Origin of the sequence: Kangiella aquimarina DSM 16071 (genome assembly GCF_000374105.1) — a bacterium.
GTDB lineage: Bacteria > Pseudomonadota > Gammaproteobacteria > Enterobacterales > Kangiellaceae > Kangiella > Kangiella aquimarina.
This window is the reverse complement of record NZ_KB893651.1, coordinates 671,813-691,700: the sequence shown is the minus strand read 5'-3', so window position 1 is coordinate 691,700 and position 19,888 is coordinate 671,813. Positions and strand designations below refer to the sequence as shown.

General features: G+C 44.4%; 15 protein-coding genes. 7 read left to right on the top strand and 8 right to left on the bottom strand.

Going from position 1 to position 19,888, the window contains the following annotated elements; translation table 11 throughout:
• Positions 1–9 precede the first annotated feature (9 nt).
• The 3 genes from B158_RS0112530 (at position 10) to B158_RS0112520 (ending at position 5,757) form a co-directional block, all read left to right on the top strand.
• A complete protein-coding gene (locus B158_RS0112530; RefSeq protein WP_018625739.1) occupies positions 10–669 on the top strand; it encodes a CoA transferase subunit B in 660 nt (219 codons plus the stop codon).
• Positions 670–833: 164 nt separating this feature from the next.
• On the top strand, positions 834–2,993 hold the full coding sequence (locus B158_RS0112525) for a S46 family peptidase (protein ID WP_018625738.1): 2,160 nt from the start codon (positions 834–836) through the stop codon (positions 2,991–2,993).
• Positions 2,994–3,171: 178 nt separating this feature from the next.
• Positions 3,172–5,757: an EAL domain-containing protein gene (locus B158_RS0112520; protein ID WP_228127105.1), complete on the top strand. Its 2,586-nt coding sequence runs from the start codon at positions 3,172–3,174 to the stop codon at positions 5,755–5,757.
• Positions 5,758–5,805: 48 nt separating this feature from the next.
• On the opposite strand, the gene B158_RS0112515 is transcribed toward B158_RS0112520, so the two are convergent.
• A complete protein-coding gene (locus B158_RS0112515) occupies positions 5,806–6,210 on the bottom strand; it encodes an MAPEG family protein (RefSeq protein ID WP_018625736.1) in 405 nt (134 codons plus the stop codon).
• Between the two features lie 113 nt (positions 6,211–6,323).
• Positions 6,324–8,936, bottom strand: a complete 2,613-nt coding sequence (acnB, locus tag B158_RS0112510; RefSeq protein ID WP_018625735.1) for a bifunctional aconitate hydratase 2/2-methylisocitrate dehydratase — start codon at positions 8,934–8,936, stop codon at positions 6,324–6,326.
• Positions 8,937–9,204: 268 nt separating this feature from the next.
• Here acnB and B158_RS0112505 point away from each other — a divergent pair, with 268 nt between their 5' ends.
• Positions 9,205–9,672 (top strand): hypothetical protein, encoded by a 468-nt coding sequence (locus tag B158_RS0112505; protein WP_228127104.1) that lies wholly within the window; start codon positions 9,205–9,207, stop codon positions 9,670–9,672.
• A 63-nt stretch (positions 9,673–9,735) separates the two neighbouring features.
• Here B158_RS0112505 and B158_RS0112500 read toward each other — a convergent pair whose 3' ends face one another.
• The gene (locus tag B158_RS0112500) at positions 9,736–10,137 is read right to left on the bottom strand and encodes a hypothetical protein (protein ID WP_018625733.1); all 402 of its coding nucleotides are present in this window, start codon (positions 10,135–10,137) and stop codon (positions 9,736–9,738) included.
• Positions 10,138–10,446: 309 nt separating this feature from the next.
• Here B158_RS0112500 and purB point away from each other — a divergent pair, with 309 nt between their 5' ends.
• The 3 genes from purB (at position 10,447) to B158_RS0112485 (ending at position 14,456) form a co-directional block, all read left to right on the top strand.
• A complete protein-coding gene (gene purB, locus B158_RS0112495) occupies positions 10,447–11,811 on the top strand; it encodes an adenylosuccinate lyase (protein WP_018625732.1) in 1,365 nt (454 codons plus the stop codon).
• Between the two features lie 17 nt (positions 11,812–11,828).
• Entirely contained in the window at positions 11,829–12,989 is a 1,161-nt protein-coding gene (locus tag B158_RS0112490) for a cupin domain-containing protein (RefSeq protein WP_018625731.1), read from the top strand.
• A gap of 63 nt (positions 12,990–13,052) precedes the next feature.
• Positions 13,053–14,456: an MATE family efflux transporter gene (locus B158_RS0112485; RefSeq protein ID WP_018625730.1), complete on the top strand. Its 1,404-nt coding sequence runs from the start codon at positions 13,053–13,055 to the stop codon at positions 14,454–14,456.
• 91 nt (positions 14,457–14,547) lie between these two features.
• On the opposite strand, the gene B158_RS13150 is transcribed toward B158_RS0112485, so the two are convergent.
• From B158_RS13150 to adk, 5 genes are all read right to left on the bottom strand, one after another.
• Complete coding sequence (locus tag B158_RS13150; protein ID WP_018625729.1) at positions 14,548–15,276, bottom strand: Slp family lipoprotein; 729 nt, start codon at positions 15,274–15,276, stop codon at positions 14,548–14,550.
• 119 nt (positions 15,277–15,395) lie between these two features.
• The gene (gene tsaB / locus B158_RS0112475; protein ID WP_018625728.1) at positions 15,396–16,103 is read right to left on the bottom strand and encodes a tRNA (adenosine(37)-N6)-threonylcarbamoyltransferase complex dimerization subunit type 1 TsaB; all 708 of its coding nucleotides are present in this window, start codon (positions 16,101–16,103) and stop codon (positions 15,396–15,398) included.
• Positions 16,104–16,112: 9 nt separating this feature from the next.
• Positions 16,113–18,074 (bottom strand): ATP-dependent DNA helicase, encoded by a 1,962-nt coding sequence (locus B158_RS0112470; protein WP_018625727.1) that lies wholly within the window; start codon positions 18,072–18,074, stop codon positions 16,113–16,115.
• Between the two features lie 21 nt (positions 18,075–18,095).
• A complete protein-coding gene (hemH, locus tag B158_RS0112465; protein ID WP_018625726.1) occupies positions 18,096–19,088 on the bottom strand; it encodes a ferrochelatase in 993 nt (330 codons plus the stop codon).
• Positions 19,089–19,128: 40 nt separating this feature from the next.
• A complete protein-coding gene (gene adk, locus B158_RS0112460; RefSeq protein ID WP_018625725.1) occupies positions 19,129–19,785 on the bottom strand; it encodes an adenylate kinase in 657 nt (218 codons plus the stop codon).
• Positions 19,786–19,888: the final 103 nt, after the last annotated feature.

Here is a 19,888-nt window from a genome sequence, read left to right as displayed (position 1 = left end):
GAGCGCATCATGGCATTAACACGTGAACAAATCGCCATGCGAGTGGCGCAAGAATTAGAAGATGGTTTTTACGTTAACTTGGGTATCGGTATCCCTACTTTAGTCGCAAACTATATCCCTGACGGCGTCAAAGTTATGCTTCAGTCTGAGAATGGTTTGTTAGGCATGGGCCAATTCCCTACCGAAGAAACCATTGACCCTGACTTGATCAACGCAGGCAAACAGACAGTAACTGCTGTAACTGGTGCCGCTTTCTTCTCATCAGCAGAAAGCTTTGCCATGATTCGTGGCGGCCACGTTGACCTGACCGTTTTAGGTGCATTTGAGGTGGATCAGGAAGGCAATATCGCTTCCTGGATGATTCCCGGCAAACTTGTAAAAGGTATGGGTGGTGCTATGGATCTGGTAGCTGGTGCTGAAAACATCATAGTTACCATGACTCACGCGAACAAGCATGGTGTTTCCAAAATCCTCAAGCAGTGTACGCTTCCGCTGACCGGTGCTAAATGTATTAAACGCGTGATTACTGAACTTGCACTGATGGAAATTAAAGACGGTGCCTTCCACCTGCTAGAGCGCGCGCCAGGTGTATCAGTCGAAGAAATCAAAGAAAAAACGGAAGCCGATCTGGTTATCCCGGATCATGTTCCAGAAATGCAGTTAAACTAACGGTAGTCGATTTTCTATCAGGTTTAACAACTTATAAGAGCCGGCTCATCTGCCGGCTTTTTTGTAATATTTATTAACACTTTTCCGAAATTTCGCATTAGAAATCTATGGTTAATGCTTTAGGATGAGTCGGTTATTCTTTTAACAACACAGTAGAGAGTCCAATGAAAAAACTATTAATCACTGCGGCTTTAACCCTTGCTGTTTCTCCGCTAATGGCGGACGAAGGCATGTGGCAGCCTCATCAGTTACCAACCATTAAAAAGCAGCTGAAAAAAGCTGGTATTAAGATAAACCCTAATAAGCTAACTGAGTTAACCGAATTCCCAATGGGGGCTGTTATCAGCCTAGGCGGCTGTACAGCATCATTCCTTTCACCGCAGGGTTTAGTAGCAACCAATCACCATTGTGCATACGGCAGCATCCAGTTTAATTCCACTGCGGAAAACAACCTGCTAGATAAAGGTTTCCTAGCTGAGTCTTTTGATAAAGAACTTCCAGCAGCACCAGGATCTCGTGTTTACGTGACTGTTAATGTTAGCGATGTGACTTCAAATGTGAACGCTGCCAGCGAAGAGCTTTCTGGTCTTGAGCGCTATAAAGCGATTGAGAACACTGAAAAAGCCCTGGTTGCAGAATGTGAGCAGGACGCTGGCCACCGTTGTAACGTAGTGTCTTTCCATGGTGGTCTCGAATACTACTTGATAAAACAGCTTGAAATTAAAGACGTGCGTCTGGTTTACGCGCCATCATCACATATTGGTAAATACGGCGGTGATGTCGATAACTGGATGTGGCCACGCCACACTGGTGACTTTGCTTTCTATCGCGCTTATGTAGATAAAGATGGCAATCCGGCTGAATACTCTGAAGACAATGTACCTTATGAGCCTGAGCACTACCTTAAAGTGAATAAAGAAGGTGTTGATAAAGGCGACTTCGTGATGGTTGCAGGATACCCAGGCAGCACAAACCGCTACCGCACCAGTGCCGAAGTTAAAAATCAGTTTGAGTGGTGGTATCCAACTTTCCGTAATACGCTACAGGAATATATCGGCTTAATTGAAGAAACAGCACCTGAAGGTTCTGATGCTCGCGTTAAGTATGCCAGCACACTGGCTGGCCTCAATAATGCCGAGAAAAACTGGGGCAGTATGATTGAAAGCTATGCCAAAGGTGATCTTCTTGAGCGCAAAGTCGCCCTGGAGAATGATCTTAAAGCGTGGCTTGAAGCAAACCCGAACATGAAAGCAAAACATGGCGATGCCATTGACGCATTGAATGCCCTGATCCTTGAAAACATAGCTGAACAGGAGCGTACTCTTCGCTCATGGGCTATTAACCGTGATACTTTGACCGGTACCGCTGCACGTCTATATCGTCTAGCCATCGAAAAGCAAAAGCCTGACGCAGAGCGCGAGCCTGGATACCAGGAGCGTGATATGGTTCGCTTTAAAGAAGGCCTGAAAAGTATGGAACGTCGCTGGGATGCTGAAGTTGAAAAAGCTCTGCTGAAGCATTTCGCACCTTTATATGCTGAGCTACCTGCAGATCAACGTCTCAAGTCTTACGATGAGTTTATGGGTATAGGCGAAACGTTTGATGCTGAAGCCTTTAGCAAAAAAGTCGATGCGATGTACGCCAAAACCAAATTGAATGAACTTGAAACGCGTTTGGCATGGATGGACAAGTCAGTTGAAGATTTCAAACAATCTAATGACCCATACATTCAGCTAGCAGTAGCAACCTATGATGAAAAGTTCGAACGTGAACTTGAAAGCAAAGAGCGTGGCGGTAAGTTTCAAGAGCTTCGTCCTCAGTACATGTCAGCCATCATTGATTATTACAAATCAATGGACAAACCCGTATATGCAGATGCCAACAGCACGCTTCGTGTGACCTTTGGTAATGTTAAGGGTTATTCACCAAAAGATGGCTTGTATGCAACACCTTTCACCACACTAGAAGGTATCGCAGCTAAGCATACTGGTGAAGAGCCATTCAACTCACCACAAAATCAACTCGACTTAATCAAGTCTAAAGAGTATGGCGATTACCTGGATAAGGATCTTGGCAGCGTACAGGTTAACTTCCTAACCACATTGGACGTTACAGGTGGCAACTCAGGTTCACCTACTCTTAATGCAAACGCAGAGTTTGTGGGTCTAATTTTCGATGGGGTTTATGAATCAATCATTGCTGACTGGGATTACAACGATGATTTGAACCGTTCTATCCACGTCAGCAGTGCTTATATGCTGTGGGTTATGGAGCACGTTGATAATGCACATAACCTGATCAAAGAAATGGAAATTGTAGATTAATAATAGCAGTTTGCACTGTCTTAAGCCGGCTCAAGTAGCCGGCTTTTTTGTGGGAAGTAGAAATTGAATAAAAACTAACCTTTTCAAAAGGTTAGTCAACCAATTTCAACAATTATATTGCACAACTTTATAATTAAAGCTAAGGTGGTTACGTCTATCTGGAGGGCATACTTTGTTGTTGAAAACTATACGCTTTTGCACATTAGTCATTATCACGCACTTTATCCTACTTGCAGGCGTATTGGATGCAGCTGAAACTCAGCCAACAAAAACCTTAAGAGTAGCCATTCTGGATGCTCCACCAGCTCTCATCCCGAGCGACAGCGGTAATCACTCTGGTTTTCTGGTCGACTTTCTAGAGGAAATAGCGGAACGGGAAAACTGGCGTATTCAGTGGCTCTATCTCAAATGGCCCGAAATCATTAATACTGCCAAACGAGCAGAACTTGATCTAATACCTTTCGTCGCATATTCGAGACAACGAGCAGAGTTTCTCGACTACAACTCAATCAGCTATATCACCGGCTGGGGACAGGTTTATATTCACCCAGATGAGGAGCTACTTGAGAACATCTTTGATTTTGAAGGCAAGACAATTGCAGTTGTTAAAGACGAGATCTACGCCATTCAATTTGCTAACCTCTGCGCCCAATTCGATATCATTTGTCATTTAAAAGAAGTTCAGGACTACAAGTCCGCCTTTGCGCTACTGGATAAACGTCTAGTCGATGGGGCCGTCAGTGGTAACCTGGTTGGCTATAGCTTCGAGAAGCGTTTTAATATAGAACGTACACCAATCGTTTTTAATCCTTCAAAAGTGCTATTCGCCAGCCCCAAGGGTAAAAATGCGGATGTATTACAGACCATAGATAATTACCTTGATGAATGGAAGGATAACCCCTCTTCCCCCTATTATGAAATCAATGAGCGTTGGTTAGGTAAAGACAATACCAACACTTTCCTTCCCACATGGCTACTCTACAGTCTTATCGGCTTATTGGGTTTACTCATTATTACCGGTCTTGTTGTTCTGATTCTGCGCAAACAGATACGAAAGAAGACGGCGGATCTTGCAGACAAGACTGACCAAATCAAACAAATCATTAACTTGGTTCCACATATGATTTACGCCACTAATGCTAACGGTGAAGTCATACTAGCAAACAGATATGCAGCTAATTTTTTTGGTTTATCCCAGAAAGAATTTGATGATATCAATATAGAACAACTAAAAAAGCAAATACCAGAAGCCAGCAAACTCTTTGAAGATGAGGAATACCTACTGAGAAAAGATGCTGTCGCGGTAGATAAGCAATTAAAAGTAAAAGCCAGCAATCACAAAACAACTTACCTCAATATCTCTAAGGTTCCCTTTGTCGGTCGCTATAGCCGGGTACCTGCAGTGGTCACTGTCGGGGTCGACATCACAGAGTCAAAGGAATTTGAGCAACAAATTCAGCATATGGCCCAGCATGATTCTTTAACCGGACTGCCTAATCGCCTATTACTCAATGACCGCATCAATCAATCTCTAGCTCTATCACTGCGCCATCACCATAATGGTGCAGTATTGTTTATTGATTTGGATTTCTTTAAAAACATCAATGACTCCATGGGGCACATGACGGGTGATAAATTACTGGTCGAAGTGGCAAAGCGTTTGGAAGATAACGTGCGTTCAGGAGATACCGTCGCTCGTCTTGGTGGTGATGAGTTTATTATCCAGCTCAGTGAGTTAAGTGATAATCCAGAAGATGCTGAAGAAGATGCCGTAACGGTTGCTAAAAAATTACTACAGACGCTGAGCAAAGGGTTCCGCATCAATGGTCAGTCACTTCATGTGACAGCCAGTATAGGCATAGTAGTTTATCCCAGAGATGCGGACAGCCATGAACTCATCATGCAACGCGCAGATACAGCCATGTATCATGCCAAAGCCAAAGGGCGCAATGGTTATGCCATTTTCAAGTCTGACATGGAAGCTGTAATCATGAGGCGTCAGACCCTGGAAAATGATTTGCATAAGGCCGTTTATAACAACGAGTTCTTCCTGTTATACCAACCGCAGATTAATGGCACAGATAGCAATTTATTAGGCGTAGAAGCTCTTATCCGTTGGAACCACCCTGAGCAGGGAATAATCTCGCCACTCGAATTTATTCCGATAGCTGAAGAAAATGGCACCATTGTCGATATCGGTAACTGGGTTCTTGAAAAGGCCTGTCAACAAATCAAGTTCTGGATAGATGAGTACGGCAGTTCACCTGTTATTTCTGTGAACCTATCAGCCATCCAGCTTATTCATGGCAATCTCGTAGAGACAATTTCCAACTTGCTCGACTCAACAAAGATTCCTGCCGAGTTACTAGAGCTCGAAGTCACTGAAACACTTATTATTTACGAAGAGAAACGCTCAATTGAACTATTAAAAGCTCTCAAGAAAATTGGTGTTCGTATATCAATAGATGATTTTGGCACAGGTTATTCATCTCTTAATCACCTAAAGAAACTACCCCTCGACAAACTTAAAATTGATCGAACTTTTGTCAACGATATTCCGGGCGATCCCGATAGCGAAACCATCGTTAAAACAATTATTCGCATGAGCCAAGATCTGGGTTTGGAAGTAACCGCCGAAGGCGTAGAGACAGAGGAGCAGCTAGAGTTTTTGAAAGAAGAGCGCTGCCCACAATTTCAGGGCTATTACTTTGATAAGCCTTTAAGTCCGATGGTCATACAGGATAAATATCTGGAGAAAAAATAAACCACCCTTCCGCATAGAGCTGGGTGGTTTATTAATTAGCCGAAACGATTATGCAGCGCCATTAAAACCAATAAAGTAACCGATTAAATAACCAGAAAGTACCAGCATCACTAACCAGGTCAAAATCACTCCATAAAAACGCCCAAAAGACTTACCCACGCTTTTTGACAAGCCTGCTGCATGCAACACCCTACCGACTAATAAAGCCAGACCTGTTCCGTGCATAAACCATGATGATGCTCCTTGAATTTCTGCCAGCGCCATTAATAAAAGACAGATCGGGATATATTCAACTGCATTGCCGTGCACACGAATCGCTCTGGCCAATACTTTCTCGCCATGAGAACCAATTCCTACCTGCAGCTTTCTCCTGAGCATGACCACACGGTAAGACAATAGTAAAATCAATAAGGCTAATAGCCCAGCGTATAACGATGTTATTTCAATATTCATACCTACCCCAAAATGGTTATTCACAAAGACAGCTACAATCTAGCAGACAGTCAGACACAAAAAAAGCCCACCGAAGTGGGCTTTTCATGGTTAAGCTAATATCCAGCTAAAGCTTAAGCACCAACGGTTACTTTATTAGCAACCGGGATGGTGACTTTAGCAGCCTTTGCTTTGTACTCTTCCATCTGATGGAAGTTCATGTACTTATAGATATCTTTCGACAATGAGTCTAGCTTGCTGGCATAACCCATGTACTCTTCAACCGTTGGCAAACGCCCCATTACAGCGGCAACAGAAGCAAGTTCTGCAGATGCCAGATAAACGTTGGCACCCTGACCAAGACGGTTAGGGAAGTTACGAGTTGAAGTAGAAACAACCGTTGATTTAGGAGCTACACGCGCCTGGTTACCCATACATAATGAACAACCCGGCATTTCAAGACGCGCACCTGAACGACCGAAGATATTGTAATGCCCTTCTTCCATCAACTGATGCTCATCCATACGAGTCGGTGGAGCAATCCAAAGACGAGTTTCCAAAGTTCCAGCTTCTACGCTTTCTAACAGTTTAGAAGCAGCACGGAAGTGACCAATGTTAGTCATACAGGAACCGATGAACACCTCATCAATCTTGTCGCCAGCGACGTCACTTAATAAACGCGCATCATCTGGGTCATTTGGTGCACACAATACCGGCTCTTTCAAACTGTCCATATCAATTTCGATAACAGCAGCATAGTCTGCGTCTTTATCAGCTTCCATCAATGATGGGTTAGCCAACCACTCTTCCATCTTCTCAATACGACGAGAAATGGTACGCTCATCGCCATAGCCATTAGCAATCATCCACTTCAACAATACAATGTTAGATTGCAGGTATTCTGCTACAGACTCTTCACTCAACTTAATAGTACAGCCTGCAGCTGAACGCTCTGCAGATGCATCAGACAATTCAAATGCCTGCTCAGCAGTCAAGTGCTCAAGACCTTCGATTTCAAGAATACGACCGGAGAAAATGTTTTTCTTACCCGCTTTTTCAACGGTTAATAAACCTTCTTTAATCGCTTGATAAGGAATCGCATGGACCAGATCACGCAATGTGATACCCGGCTGCATTTTACCTTTGAAGCGAACAAGAACTGATTCCGGCATATCCAATGGCATAACACCAGTTGCAGCGGCGAAAGCCACAAGGCCAGAACCTGCAGGGAAAGAGATACCCAGAGGGAAACGAGTATGCGAATCACCACCAGTACCAACGGTATCTGGAAGCAACATACGGTTTAACCAGCTGTGGATAATACCGTCGCCTGGGCGTAACGACACACCGCCACGGTTCATGATGAAATCAGGAAGTGTGTGTTGAGTGTCAACGTCTACTGGCTTCGGATAAGCTGCTGTATGGCAGAATGACTGCATGACCAGATCAGCCTGGAAACCTAAACAGGCGAGATCTTTCAGTTCATCACGTGTCATAGGGCCAGTGGTATCCTGAGAACCAACTGTAGTCATCATTGGTTCGCAGTATTGGCCAGGACGAACGCCTTCAAGACCGCAAGCCTTACCTACCATTTTTTGCGCTAACGTAAAGCCTTTTGCAGAATCTTGAACTTCAGCAGGCGAACGGAAGAAATCAGCTGCTGGCATACCTAAATAATCGCGAGCACGCGTAGTCAAACCACGACCAATAATCAATGGAATTCGACCACCGGCCTGAACTTCGTCTAGAACAACGCCAGAACCAAAGTCGAAAGTTGCGATTACTTCGCCATCTTTTTCGACTTTGCCTTCATAAGGATAAACATCAATGACATCGCCTGTGTCCATTTTTGAAACATCAAGCTCGATAGGCAATGAACCTGCATCCTTCATGGTGTTGTAGAAGATTGGAGCAATCTTGCCACCAAAACAGAAACCGCCAGCACGCTTGTTTGGAACATAAGGAATATCTTCACCCATGTGCCATAAAACAGAGTTTGTCGCAGATTTACGCGAAGAACCCGTACCAACAACGTCACCAACGTAAGCAAGCGGATGACCTTTTTCTTTAAGTTTTTCAATCGTTGAAATAGGACCGATTTCACCCTCTTTATCAGGGTTAATACCTTCACGCTCATTTTTTAGCATAGCCAAAGCGTGTAATGGAATATCAGGACGTGACCATGCGTCTTGAGCTGGCGACAGGTCATCGGTATTGGTTTCGCCCGGAACTTTGAATACAGTTAAAGTAATTTTTTCTGCCAATGAAGGCTTTTCTTTAAACCATTCAGCATTTGCCCATGACTCAATGACAGCCTTTGCAATGGCATTACCTTTGTCGGCTTTTTCTGCAACATCATGGAAAGCATCGAACATCAGCAAGGTGTGCTTTAATTTTTCACCAGCCAGTTCTGCCAGCTCAGAATCATCAAGAAGCTCGACCAAAGTTGCGATGTTGTAACCACCAAGCATGGTACCCAGCAACTTAGTTGCATGAGATTTATCAATCAAAGGAGACTCTGCTTCGCCTTTAGCTACTGCGGCCAGGAAAGCGGCTTTAACGTACGCAGCCTCGTCGACACCAGGTGGTACTCGATGTGTTAATAATTCGACCAGAAATTCTTCTTCACCGGCTGGTGGATTCTTCAATAACTCAACCAGTTGGCTCACTTGTTCAGCATTTAATGGTAATGGCGGAATGCCTTGTTCGGCGCGCTCTGCAACATGATTTCTGTAAGCTTCTAACACTTAGGATTCCTCGTTGTTCGATGTTTGTTTTACCACTGATAAACCCGCTCTAGATAAGGCGGATGGCACAGGGAGTCTCTCTAAAAAGGTGGCCGATTATAACACAGGCTTTATAGAATGTGAGCCATATCTTATATAGCTGGCGGCTAGTAAGGTGGGTGTCGAGGTTCTGCGGATGTGAAAAGCCCCTCATAAGGCCATTAAGTCAATATTCAGTTGCATATTGCTATGCTATATTCAAGCTTAACAAAATCAATGAGGTATCATAATGAAGTTGATAAAGCCCCTATTGAGTATGACAGCTATAACCCTAGTGCTTGGTATTTCAAGCAGTTATGCGATGTATAAAGGCCCCAAAAACAATCAGGGCAATAGCCAGAATCAGGCTAATGTCGCAGCAAAAGCTGAGCGTGGTGGAATCTTCCACGATGATGAAATTCGCATTATTCGTGAGTACTATCATGACCATGATTATGGCGGTAAGCAGAAACAGCTACCTAAAGGTCTACAGAAGAAATACCAACGTACAGGAGAATTGCCTCCGGGTTGGGAAATGAAACTACAGCGTGGTGAGGTGCTGTCAGATGATGTCTACCGCTACGGACGTCCCCTGCCTTATGATTTACGCCAGCGACTACCAATCGGTCCGGTAGGTAGCAAGATTATTGAGGTAGAAGGCAAAATCATCCGCGTCATGGAGAATACCCGCGAAATTATCGATATTCTCAACCTTTAATCTCGCCGTATTCTAAAATACAAAAAGCCAGCGTACGCTGGCTTTTTTAATTGGAACAATATGTTATGAATTTGATTTGATTAAATTAATCAACGTCTTGTTGTAAGCCGTTGCGAAATCACGGGTTTTTACACGAAGCTCTGCGTGACGTGAGTTATAAACAACATCCGACATGCCCGCTAAAACCTCATAGTCTCCGTTAGTGACAACCATTTCAGAAACATCTTCAGACAAGCCCGGAATAAAGATCTCCCCATCATTAAGAACCGCTAAAAAGCGTTTAGATGATTTCAGCTTCTCCTTTGCTAAAAGCTCGATATTAGCATTTTCAACCCACTCCATCCGCTCAATCAGCTCTTTACTTTCTTTGTTGGTGACTTTACCTTCAACACCAACAGGCTGTCCATCATCACATGCGACCAGAGTCACCAATATCAGACCAGCCAAAACCCACCACTTAACCATAAATCAACTTTGCCTTGAGCAACTAAACGAATTGCCGCGGATATTGACAAAAAAGACAGCAAAATAAAACCGAATATTTCCATATTTTTGTAAAGAATTGTCGCATTAGCCTATCAATATCTCTTAGAACCTGTTTTATAGATGCCAAAAAGCGTCAGTTGCGGTATGATCCGCGTTTCGAAAAAAGCCCTGCTTAATTGGGCTGACGGGTATAAGTTCAAGCGTCATATCGCATGATCGAACAGTGAATTTACCCTAATTTCATTCAGATCTTCTTTAAGTTTGGAAACCAGTAACGGGAAACATCTCATGCAACTTTCAGCACTAACAGCAATTTCACCTGTCGATGGCCGCTATGGCTCAAAAGTCACTGATTTACGAAGTATCTTTAGTGAATTCGGACTACTCAAATACCGAGTTACGGTTGAGGTCCGCTGGCTACAGGCTCTAGCTCAGGCAGATGCCATTAAAGAAGTTCCGGCGTTTTCTGACGAGGCGAACCAGCTGTTGAACAGTATTGTGGATTATTTTGCCGAAAGTGATGCAGAAAAGATTAAGGAAATTGAACGAACCACCAATCACGATGTGAAAGCTGTTGAGTATTTCCTGAAAGAAAAAATTCGTCACAGCAATGAATTGGATAACGTCAGTGAGTTTATCCACTTCGCCTGCACCTCTGAAGACATCAATAACCTGTCATATGCCTTGATGCTGAAAGAAGGCACAGAAGCGCTTGCTAAGTATCAGCAAGAGATTTGCCAATCGATTCGAAGCCTCGCAGATCAATTTGTAGAAATTCCAATGATGTCGCGTACTCATGGTCAACCAGCCTCGCCTTCTACCATGGGCAAGGAAATGGCTAACGTGGTCTATAGACTTGAGCGTCAACTAAAGCAGATTCAGAACCAGGAGATTTTAGGAAAGATTAATGGTGCCGTAGGTAACTACAACGCCCATCTTTCTGCTTACCCAGATTTTGACTGGCAGTCATTCGCTGAAAAGTTCGTAACTTCTCTTGGTTTGACCTGGAATCCCTACACGACTCAGATCGAACCGCACGATTATATGGCCGAACTGTTCGATGCAATTGCACGCTTCAATACCATTGTCATCGATTTTGACCGTGATGTATGGGGCTATATCGCATTGGGTCACTTCAAGCAAAAAACGATTGCAGGAGAAATTGGCTCATCAACGATGCCTCACAAAGTTAACCCAATTGACTTTGAAAATTCAGAAGGCAACCTTGGCATTGCCAATGCGTTATTTGATCATCTTGCGATGAAACTGCCAATTTCTCGCTGGCAACGTGATTTATCAGACTCTACAGTACAGCGTGTTTTAGGTGTTGGTTATGCGCACAGCGTAATCGCCTACCAGGCAACTCTAAAAGGCATCTCTAAGCTGGAAGTTAATGAAAAATCATTACTGGACGAATTAAACGCTAACTGGGAATTATTGGCTGAGCCAATTCAAACAGTCATGCGTCGATATGCAATCCCTAACCCTTATGAGAAGCTAAAAGAATTGACTCGTGGTAAGCGTGTTACCCGCGAGGACATGCAGGCTTTCATCGATTCTCTTGAGCTACCAGAAGATGAAAAGCAGCGTCTTAAACAGTTAACCCCTGCAACTTATATCGGTAATGCTGTTAGTCAGACTAAAAAAATCTAAATGGTACTAGGCCAAATATGAGCAATATCCTCGGTGACATCAGTCCTGAGCAATTCCTGAAGGAATACTGGCAAAAGCGCCCCTTGTTAATCCGAGGGGCGTTTTCTTCTGCACTGGTGTCAGGCGAAAATGCACTGATAAGTCCAGAAGAGTTAGCAGGTTATAGCCTGGAAGAAGACATCGAATCTCGATTGATTCAATGCGATGAACAGAATTGGCAACTGGAACACGGTCCTATTGATGAAACCAGGTTTGCCGAACTAAAGGAAGAAAATTGGACTTTACTTGTACAGTCACTGGACTACTTTCATCCACCGCTATCTGAGCTAATCAAGGCATGCAGTTTTATCCCACGTTGGCGGCTAGATGATGTCATGGTGTCATACGCGACAAATGGTGGCGGAGTTGGACCTCACTTGGATAAATATGACGTTTTCTTAATTCAGGGTGACGGCCAAAGACGCTGGCGTGTAGGGCATAAAAACCAAGACACTATAGCAGTCAGCCCTCATCCACAAATCGCGCAAATTGAGCCATTTGATGCGGAAATCGATGTCATCGTCAATCCAGGCGACATGCTTTACATACCACCAAATACACCACACTGGGGTGAGTCGATAGGTAATAGTATCTGTTACTCCGTTGGCTTTCGCGCGCCTAATATTGGCGGCATCATACATAAGCTGATGCAACTACCCCACACAGAGTTAGACCAACTGTGGAGCGATGAAGACAAACTGACTGTTGAGTCTAATAGCGGAGAGTTAACTGATGATATGCGCCAGTGGGCGCAGCAGCAACTCAGTCAGCTTTGGGCTTCAGAGGATTACCTTGCCGCGTTTGGCAAAGAGGTTACTGAATTAAAGTACCCCGAATTATTAGAAGTTCCATCGGAGGATGAGTTAATTGAGTGGATAGAGCTTGCCCAGGAAGAAGGCATAAAAGCTGAACCCTTAGCTCGAATAACTTACATTGAAAAACACGACGATCTTTGGTTATTTATCAATGGTGAATACCAGGCGATGGATTCCAGCCTGACCCCAATCGTCAATCAATTGAATCGGACATTTGAGTGCTCCTCAGAACAATTGGCTTTGCTGGATAAGAACATCTCAAATGATTTTCTAGCTTTTGCCCTGGGCCTCGGTGCAATAAAGCCGGCCTCATTCGATATATAATAAATAGCCCTCCTTAAACGAGGGCTTTTGTAAATCAAAGTGAATTAATAAGACAGGTTTCTCATGGCAGATTCTGCTGACAACAAGACATCAAATCACAGCAGTCACTCATGGCAAGATATTCGCCATGAAACCAGTGCAATCATCAGAATTGCTATACCTGCCATTCTTGCCCAACTAGCCCAGATGTCGCTGGGTGTTATCGATACATTAATGGCTGGTAACTACAGCAGTAATGCTCTCGCCGCTGTGGGTACCGGCTTTAATGCCTTTATGATTATATTTTCTCTATTCATGGGATTGATGATGGCCATCAACCCGATGGTGGCGCATTTTAACGGCCAGGGAAAAATGGAAAGCATTGGTAAGACATTCCAAATGGGCATGTTTTTGGCCATTATTTTCGGCATCATCACCTTTATATTGTTACGCAATGTAGATCCTTTTCTAACGCTGCTGGGCGTAGAGGAAGCTATCGTTGAAACCACTGGTGGCTACCTGAAAGCACTCAGCTGGGGCTGCGTTTTCGCCTTCTTGTTTATAGCCTTACGTTCGGGAAATGAGGGACTATTCTCTACCAAAATCATCATGATTTGCTCCTTCATGGTAATCCCTTTTAACCTGCTGTTTAACACTTGGTTTATCTATGGTGGTTTTGGAGTGCCAGCTATGGGGGCCATTGGTGTTGGATATGCAACCAGCGTTGTCTGGACTCTGCTGTTCCTATTTTTATTATTTTTTACCTGGCGTAACCCATCTTTTGCCAGCCTTAATATTTTTAAGAAAGTTCGCCTGCCAACCTGGCAGTTAATCAAAGAATTTTTCTCAATTGGAACCCCGATGTCGCTCGGTCTACTTATGGAAGTCAGCATGTTTGGCATGATCGGCATTCTGGTTGCCCGCTACGGAGTGGACCTGACTGGTGCCCATCAGATAGCCATGAACATCGCCACCGTTGCCTTTATGGTGCCCTGGGGACTTTCGATTGCAATCACAGCTCGCGTTGGCTATTGGATGGGCAGACAGGACTATCGTCAGATGCGGCTTTCAGGATTTTGTGGGATAGGTGCCAGCCTATTTTTTCAGGCTGTATCGGTAACCATAATGCTCTTCTTCCGTTATGAGCTGGTGGGAGTCTATACCGATAACCAGGCGATTATCGAGATCTCAGCCTCACTGATATTCTTGGCCGCTATTTTCCAATTCTCCGATGGTCTTCAAGTTAACAGTGCAGGTGCTCTAAGAGGCATGAAAGACACTAAAATTCCAACGGTTTACATGGCCATTGCTTATTGGCTAATAGGATTCCCGATTGGAATTTATTTGGCCGACCACATGGACCTCAAAGTTCAGGGCTTCTGGATAGGTATCATTTTCGGACTGACCGTTGCAGCAATCCTACTGCTTGGACGCTTCATTCACCGCTCCAAGCAGACCATAGCATTCGCCGAATCTGGCGAAGGCTAATCAATAAAAAGTCAGTTTAAGCTATTCCATTTAAATAAAAAAAGCCGCTAACGATTGCGAGCGGCTTTTTAGATGACCAAGATACTTGTAATTATTTCTGCTTTATAAACCCGTCACCTAACTTCGGACTAACTCGTGGTTTGCTAGCCGGTCTTGGACTTGGTGTCGGCTGAACTCTGACCTCAGGTTCAGGACTACGTGGTTGAACCCTGGTCTTTGGCATCGGCGGATCATTTGGCTGTTTATCAAGATTCGGATCGATACGAGGTTCATACTCACGGATGACTCGATAACGATAATAGTAAGGCCAATGGTAAGGACGATGATAAAACCAGTACGGATCCCACATTGAATAAACTTCTACATATTCACGACGTGGACGTTCTTTCCACAAATAATGACTTCGCGTATCTACCACTGGGAAATTAATTTCATGTTTCCCAACTTTGCCGGGCATTGGCTCACCCAACATACCGACAAAAGTAATTTCTTTACCTTTCTGGTAGATCATTGGATCAAGGAAGCCTGGAACGCGTGCGATGAAGCGACCGCCTGTCTGGCTGTCTTTAACTGGACGAGCTTGACGGTCCAACGGTAAGTTAACAACTTCTATCAAAGTATCTTTTTCAAGATTTTCCACTCGGGCAATAACACCACCCCAGCGAACTTCTTCTCCGGCATAGTTTGCCGGACTTTGCGCTACCTGCGCAAATTGAACGCGGTTAGCTTCTTCGAATTCAATTGAATCAGGCACATTTGCACAAGCCGCTAGCAAACCAGCCATTGCACCAACTGATAAAAATTTAAAATACTGTCGCATTAAATGCCTCCCTTTATCTGGTCTGTCTTAATTCCACAGGTTAATTAAAATCAGACACTTAACTCATATTGCTTTATGTGTAACACAAAGTCTATGAACACTTCCTGAATTTTAGAGATTCATGCAGGCTTACCCTGCTCTGAGACTTTTTTTGCCACATTGTTACGCAAATATACGGGTTGAGCTTGCTCTGCATCGACAGCCTCCCCTTTTGCTAATTGCTCTGAAACCCAGGGCAACATCTTCTCAGCATCAGGAAAAGAAACCTCTTCTTCAATCACCAACGATACATTGCTTCGTTGCGCCAGCTGGTCAGGGTAAGTTTGCCAGCCGCTTCCAACAGCTCTATAGATAATAGACGAATCCAATTGGCTAATGGTGACAGAATCCGGGTCAGCCACTTCCTCTTCACCAACCAATGTCATGAGGCCTTCCTGCAATTGATACACGCCCCAATAAACCTCGCCCATTCGTGCATTAATAGCCGACAGGATATTCTTCTCACCAGTGCTTTGATAGGCAGCTTGTGCCATAGCCTGCAAACTGGATACTCCAACTACTGGAAGTCCTGCTCCATAAGCAAGTCCCTGCACAATACTGATGCATATTCGTAAGCCAGTAAAAGCTCCTGGGCCTTGTCCATAACCAATCACATCAAGATCGTTCAGTTTAATCTGCGCCTGCTCCAACAAGCTATCAACCATCGGCAAAACCAGCTCGCCATGCTGACGAGGAGCAACCTTATAGTTTGAATAAACTTGGTTGCCTGCCTGTAATGCAACCGAGCAGGCTTCAGTAGAAGTGTCAATGACAAGGATATTTGACATGGAAATTAATCAGTCTTGAGTTAGATTTTTCAGAAATTCTATCACAGTCTTCTGTTCGCGCGTACGACGCATTGGCGGCAAGCTGCGGAGGAATCGCTTACCGTAAGCATTAGCGATCAATCGTGGATCACATAGTACCAGCACCCCGCGATCAGTCTGGTCGCGAATTAAGCGCCCAGCGCCCTGTTTAAGAGCAATGATGGCTTCAGGGATTTGTAAATCAAAAAACGGATTCTTACCCGATTTACGCATAGCCTGAATTTTTGCTTCGATGAGGGGTTCATCCGGCGCAGCAAAAGGCAATTTATCGATGATGACGCAACTGAGCGCCAAGCCTTTGACATCAACGCCTTCCCAGAAACTGGAGGTCGCCAATAAGACTGCATTGCCCGTTTCCCGAAAATCTTCTATCAGTTGATTCTTTGGCTTCTCACCCTGCATCAATACTGTTTTATCCAGCAGCTTATCTTTCCAAAGCTCCTGCACCTGATGCATGGCGGAATAGCTGGTGAAAAGTACGAATGTCCCTCCCGGATTCGCTTCAACTATCGGTAATACAGCCTGTTGCCAGCTATTAATAAAGTCTTTTGAACGTGGGTCTGCCAGACCACGAGGAATATGAAGTAAAGCCTGAGCGTCATAATCAAAAGGACTGGGCAGTTCCAGATCTCGGGCCTCATCAAGACCAAGTCGCTCTTTAAAATGTTTGAAGTCACTCGTACCTTTACTGCTGGCTTGAGTAATGGTGGCTGAAGTAAAAACCCAAGTACGTGTTGATTGCTCACGGCAGCTTTGTGCAAATGCTTGAGACACGTCGAGCGGTGTTTCCAGTACAGCAAAACCCTGGCGATAGGTTTCTACCCAGCGAACAGCAGTGAGCTCCTGATCTTTATCGCTGAAAAATGCCAGAGTATGTAAACATTCTTCGGCACGTTTATGACATGAATCCAAACCTTTAGAGCGGGAAGCATGTCGCTCCAATCGACTGTGCAGAGCGCTCAGCTCTTTCTTGAGTTCAGCAAATAATTGCTTTCGCTGTGGGTTAACAATCTGTTGCCAATTTTTCTTCTGACCAGACTCCCCAAGACTCAATCGAATCTCGTTAACAGCACCTTCAACCCGACGAACCGCTACCGATAACTGACGATCATCTTTAGCGTTAGTCAAAGCTTCAAGCTCTGTATCGCGGCAAATTTCCATCAACTGCCTGCTGGTCAGTCGTCTGCCATAAAAGCTATGTGCAATATCCGCCAGCTGATGTGCCTCATCAACCACCACGATATCAGCATCCGGTAACAACTCACCGAAACCATCTTCCTTCAGCACCATGTCAGCCAATAGCAAATGATGATTGACCACGACAACATCAGCTGTAACCGCTCTCTGACGGGCTTTAGCAACAAAGCATTCAGCATAATCTGGGCATTCTGAGCCCAGGCAGTTTTCATTGGTTGAAGTCACATAGGACCAGAGAGGGTCATTGTCAGCCAGATCAGTACATTGAGTCAGGTCACCGCTAGAGGTTTGCACAGACCAGTCATTAACTCGACTTAAGGTATCCACCATGGAGCGACTTTGGAAACGGCCACTTTCCAGGCTTTGTTGAAGACGGTATTGGCATAAATAGTTATTACGCCCCTTAAGCAAGGCTATTTTTGGAGAGATAGATAGAGCTTTACAGATATCTGGAAGGTCACGAAAGTAGAGCTGATCCTGAAGGTTCTTGGTGCCGGTGGACACGATGATTTTAGTATCTTGCTCATACCAGCTCTTTAGAGCAGGAACCAGATAGGCAAAGGTTTTACCGGTTCCGGTTCCAGCTTCAATACAGATTGAGGTTTCGTCGTGGATGGCTGACTCAATCGACTGCGCCATTTGCTCCTGCTCGGAACGTCGGACAAAGCCTTCGAAATAATCAGCCAACAGGCCATCAGCAGAAAAGAGTTCTTCTAGGGAAGCTAATGAGGCCATTGGTCAGAAATGCTTATTCAGCTATTTAAGCAAACGCTGCTCAATCAATGTGAGCATCATTTCAACATGGGCATCATCATCATTTAAAGCAGGAATATACTCGTAACGCTTACCACCATGTTCAATAAACACGTCTTTATTTTCTTCAGCGATTTCTTCCAGCGTTTCAAGACAATCAGCACTAAAGGCTGGGCAAATGACCTGTACTGACTCAACACCCTCTTTGCCCCAGGTTTCAAGAGTCGCATCGGTATAAGGCTTAATCCATTCTTCCTTACCAAAACGCGACTGAAACGAAGTTAGGTAATCGCCTTCTTCCAAACCAAGTTCCTTAATGACCAGCTCGGTAGTTTTATGGCACTGTTGCTCATAAGGGTCACCACCTTTGCTGAAACGTTCTGGCACACCATGATATGAAAACAATAACTTATCGGCCTTGCCGTGCTCATTCCAATGACGTTGAATCGAATCGGCAAGTGCTTTGATATACAAAGGGTTATCGTGATAGTCACCCACAAAGGTGAACTCTGGAACAAAAAATTCTTGCTTCATGGCTTTAGCGACCCGATCAAAAATCGAAGCCGTTGATGCTGAGCTATACTGAGGGTAAAGCGGTAACACAATGATTCGTTCACAGCCCTGATTCTTAAGTGCCTTTAAAGCCTTCGGAATCGATGGGTTGCCATACGCCATGGCTATCTCAACAGGGATATGCTTACCGTATTCCTGCTCCACAAAACGATCGTTCATCATAATCTGGAGTTTTTTTCGCTGGCGCTGAGTAATGGCAAGCAAAGGCGAACCTTCTCGTGTCCAGATAGACTTGTACAGTTTAGCAACTTTGGCAGGACGAATACGCAAAATAATACCGTGTAGGATAAGACACCAGACCCAGCGGGTAAGCGACACTACACGGTAATCATGAAGAAACTCGGCAAGATAGCGACGAACCGCTTTCGGAGTCGGTTCGTCAGGTGTTCCTAAATTACAGAGGAGAACTCCTTGTTTTTTCAAAAACAGCCTCTCTTATTCGGTAAAACTAAAGGTGCGCAGATTATGCTTTTAAGCCTGTGAAAATTGCGTCACGAATATCTTCAACAGAACCAACACCTTCAACTCTAACGTATTCCGGAGCTGCATCTGAATCTTTGGCCGCCCAGTCAGAGTAATACTCAATCAAAGGCTTAGTCTGCTCAACATAAACCGCCAGGCGACGACGGATGGTATCTTCTTTATCATCGTCACGCTGAATCAGTGGCTCACCCGTTACATCATCTTTACCCGCCTCTTTTGGCGGATTATAAGTCACATGATACACGCGACCTGAAGCAGGATGGACACGACGACCGCTCAAACGCTTAACAATCTCTTCGTGATCAACATCGATCTCAACAACATAATCAACATCGATATTGTTTTCACGCATCGCGTCAGCTTGTGGAATCGTGCGAGGGAAACCGTCAAGCAGGTAACCATTTGCACAATCAGCCTCTTTTACACGCTCTTTGACAATTCCGATGATAATGTCGTCTGACACCAATTCACCAGCATCCATCTTTTGTTTGGCCTGTAAACCAAGCTCAGTTCCGGCTTTTACCGCCGCGCGTAACATATCCCCGGTCGAAATCTGAGGAATATTGTACTTTTCTTTAATGAATTGAGCCTGTGTACCCTTACCAGCACCTGGCGCGCCAAGCAAAATTATGCGCATCTGCGAAATCTCCTACAAGTTGTCGCAAAGTATGAGTTATAAGGCGCTAAAGATACTTGGAATGGCATGGTATCTCAAGTAAAAAAACCGCGAATTTGGTCTA

What these genes read in the sequence shown, in the direction of transcription:
- B158_RS0112530 (WP_018625739.1), top strand. Translation starts at nt 10, where the DNA reads ATGGCATTAACACGTGAACAAATCGCCATGCGAGTGGCGCAAGAATTA.
- B158_RS0112525 (WP_018625738.1), top strand. Translation starts at nt 834, where the DNA reads ATGAAAAAACTATTAATCACTGCGGCTTTAACCCTTGCTGTTTCTCCG.
- B158_RS0112515 (WP_018625736.1), bottom strand. Translation starts at nt 6,210, where the DNA reads ATGAATATTGAAATAACATCGTTATACGCTGGGCTATTAGCCTTATTG.
- B158_RS0112505 (WP_228127104.1), top strand. Translation starts at nt 9,205, where the DNA reads ATGAAGTTGATAAAGCCCCTATTGAGTATGACAGCTATAACCCTAGTG.
- B158_RS0112500 (WP_018625733.1), bottom strand. Translation starts at nt 10,137, where the DNA reads ATGGTTAAGTGGTGGGTTTTGGCTGGTCTGATATTGGTGACTCTGGTC.
- purB (WP_018625732.1), top strand. Translation starts at nt 10,447, where the DNA reads ATGCAACTTTCAGCACTAACAGCAATTTCACCTGTCGATGGCCGCTAT.
- B158_RS0112490 (WP_018625731.1), top strand. Translation starts at nt 11,829, where the DNA reads ATGAGCAATATCCTCGGTGACATCAGTCCTGAGCAATTCCTGAAGGAA.
- B158_RS0112485 (WP_018625730.1), top strand. Translation starts at nt 13,053, where the DNA reads ATGGCAGATTCTGCTGACAACAAGACATCAAATCACAGCAGTCACTCA.
- B158_RS13150 (WP_018625729.1), bottom strand. Translation starts at nt 15,276, where the DNA reads ATGCGACAGTATTTTAAATTTTTATCAGTTGGTGCAATGGCTGGTTTG.
- tsaB (WP_018625728.1), bottom strand. Translation starts at nt 16,103, where the DNA reads ATGTCAAATATCCTTGTCATTGACACTTCTACTGAAGCCTGCTCGGTT.
- B158_RS0112470 (WP_018625727.1), bottom strand. Translation starts at nt 18,074, where the DNA reads ATGGCCTCATTAGCTTCCCTAGAAGAACTCTTTTCTGCTGATGGCCTG.
- adk (WP_018625725.1), bottom strand. Translation starts at nt 19,785, where the DNA reads ATGCGCATAATTTTGCTTGGCGCGCCAGGTGCTGGTAAGGGTACACAG.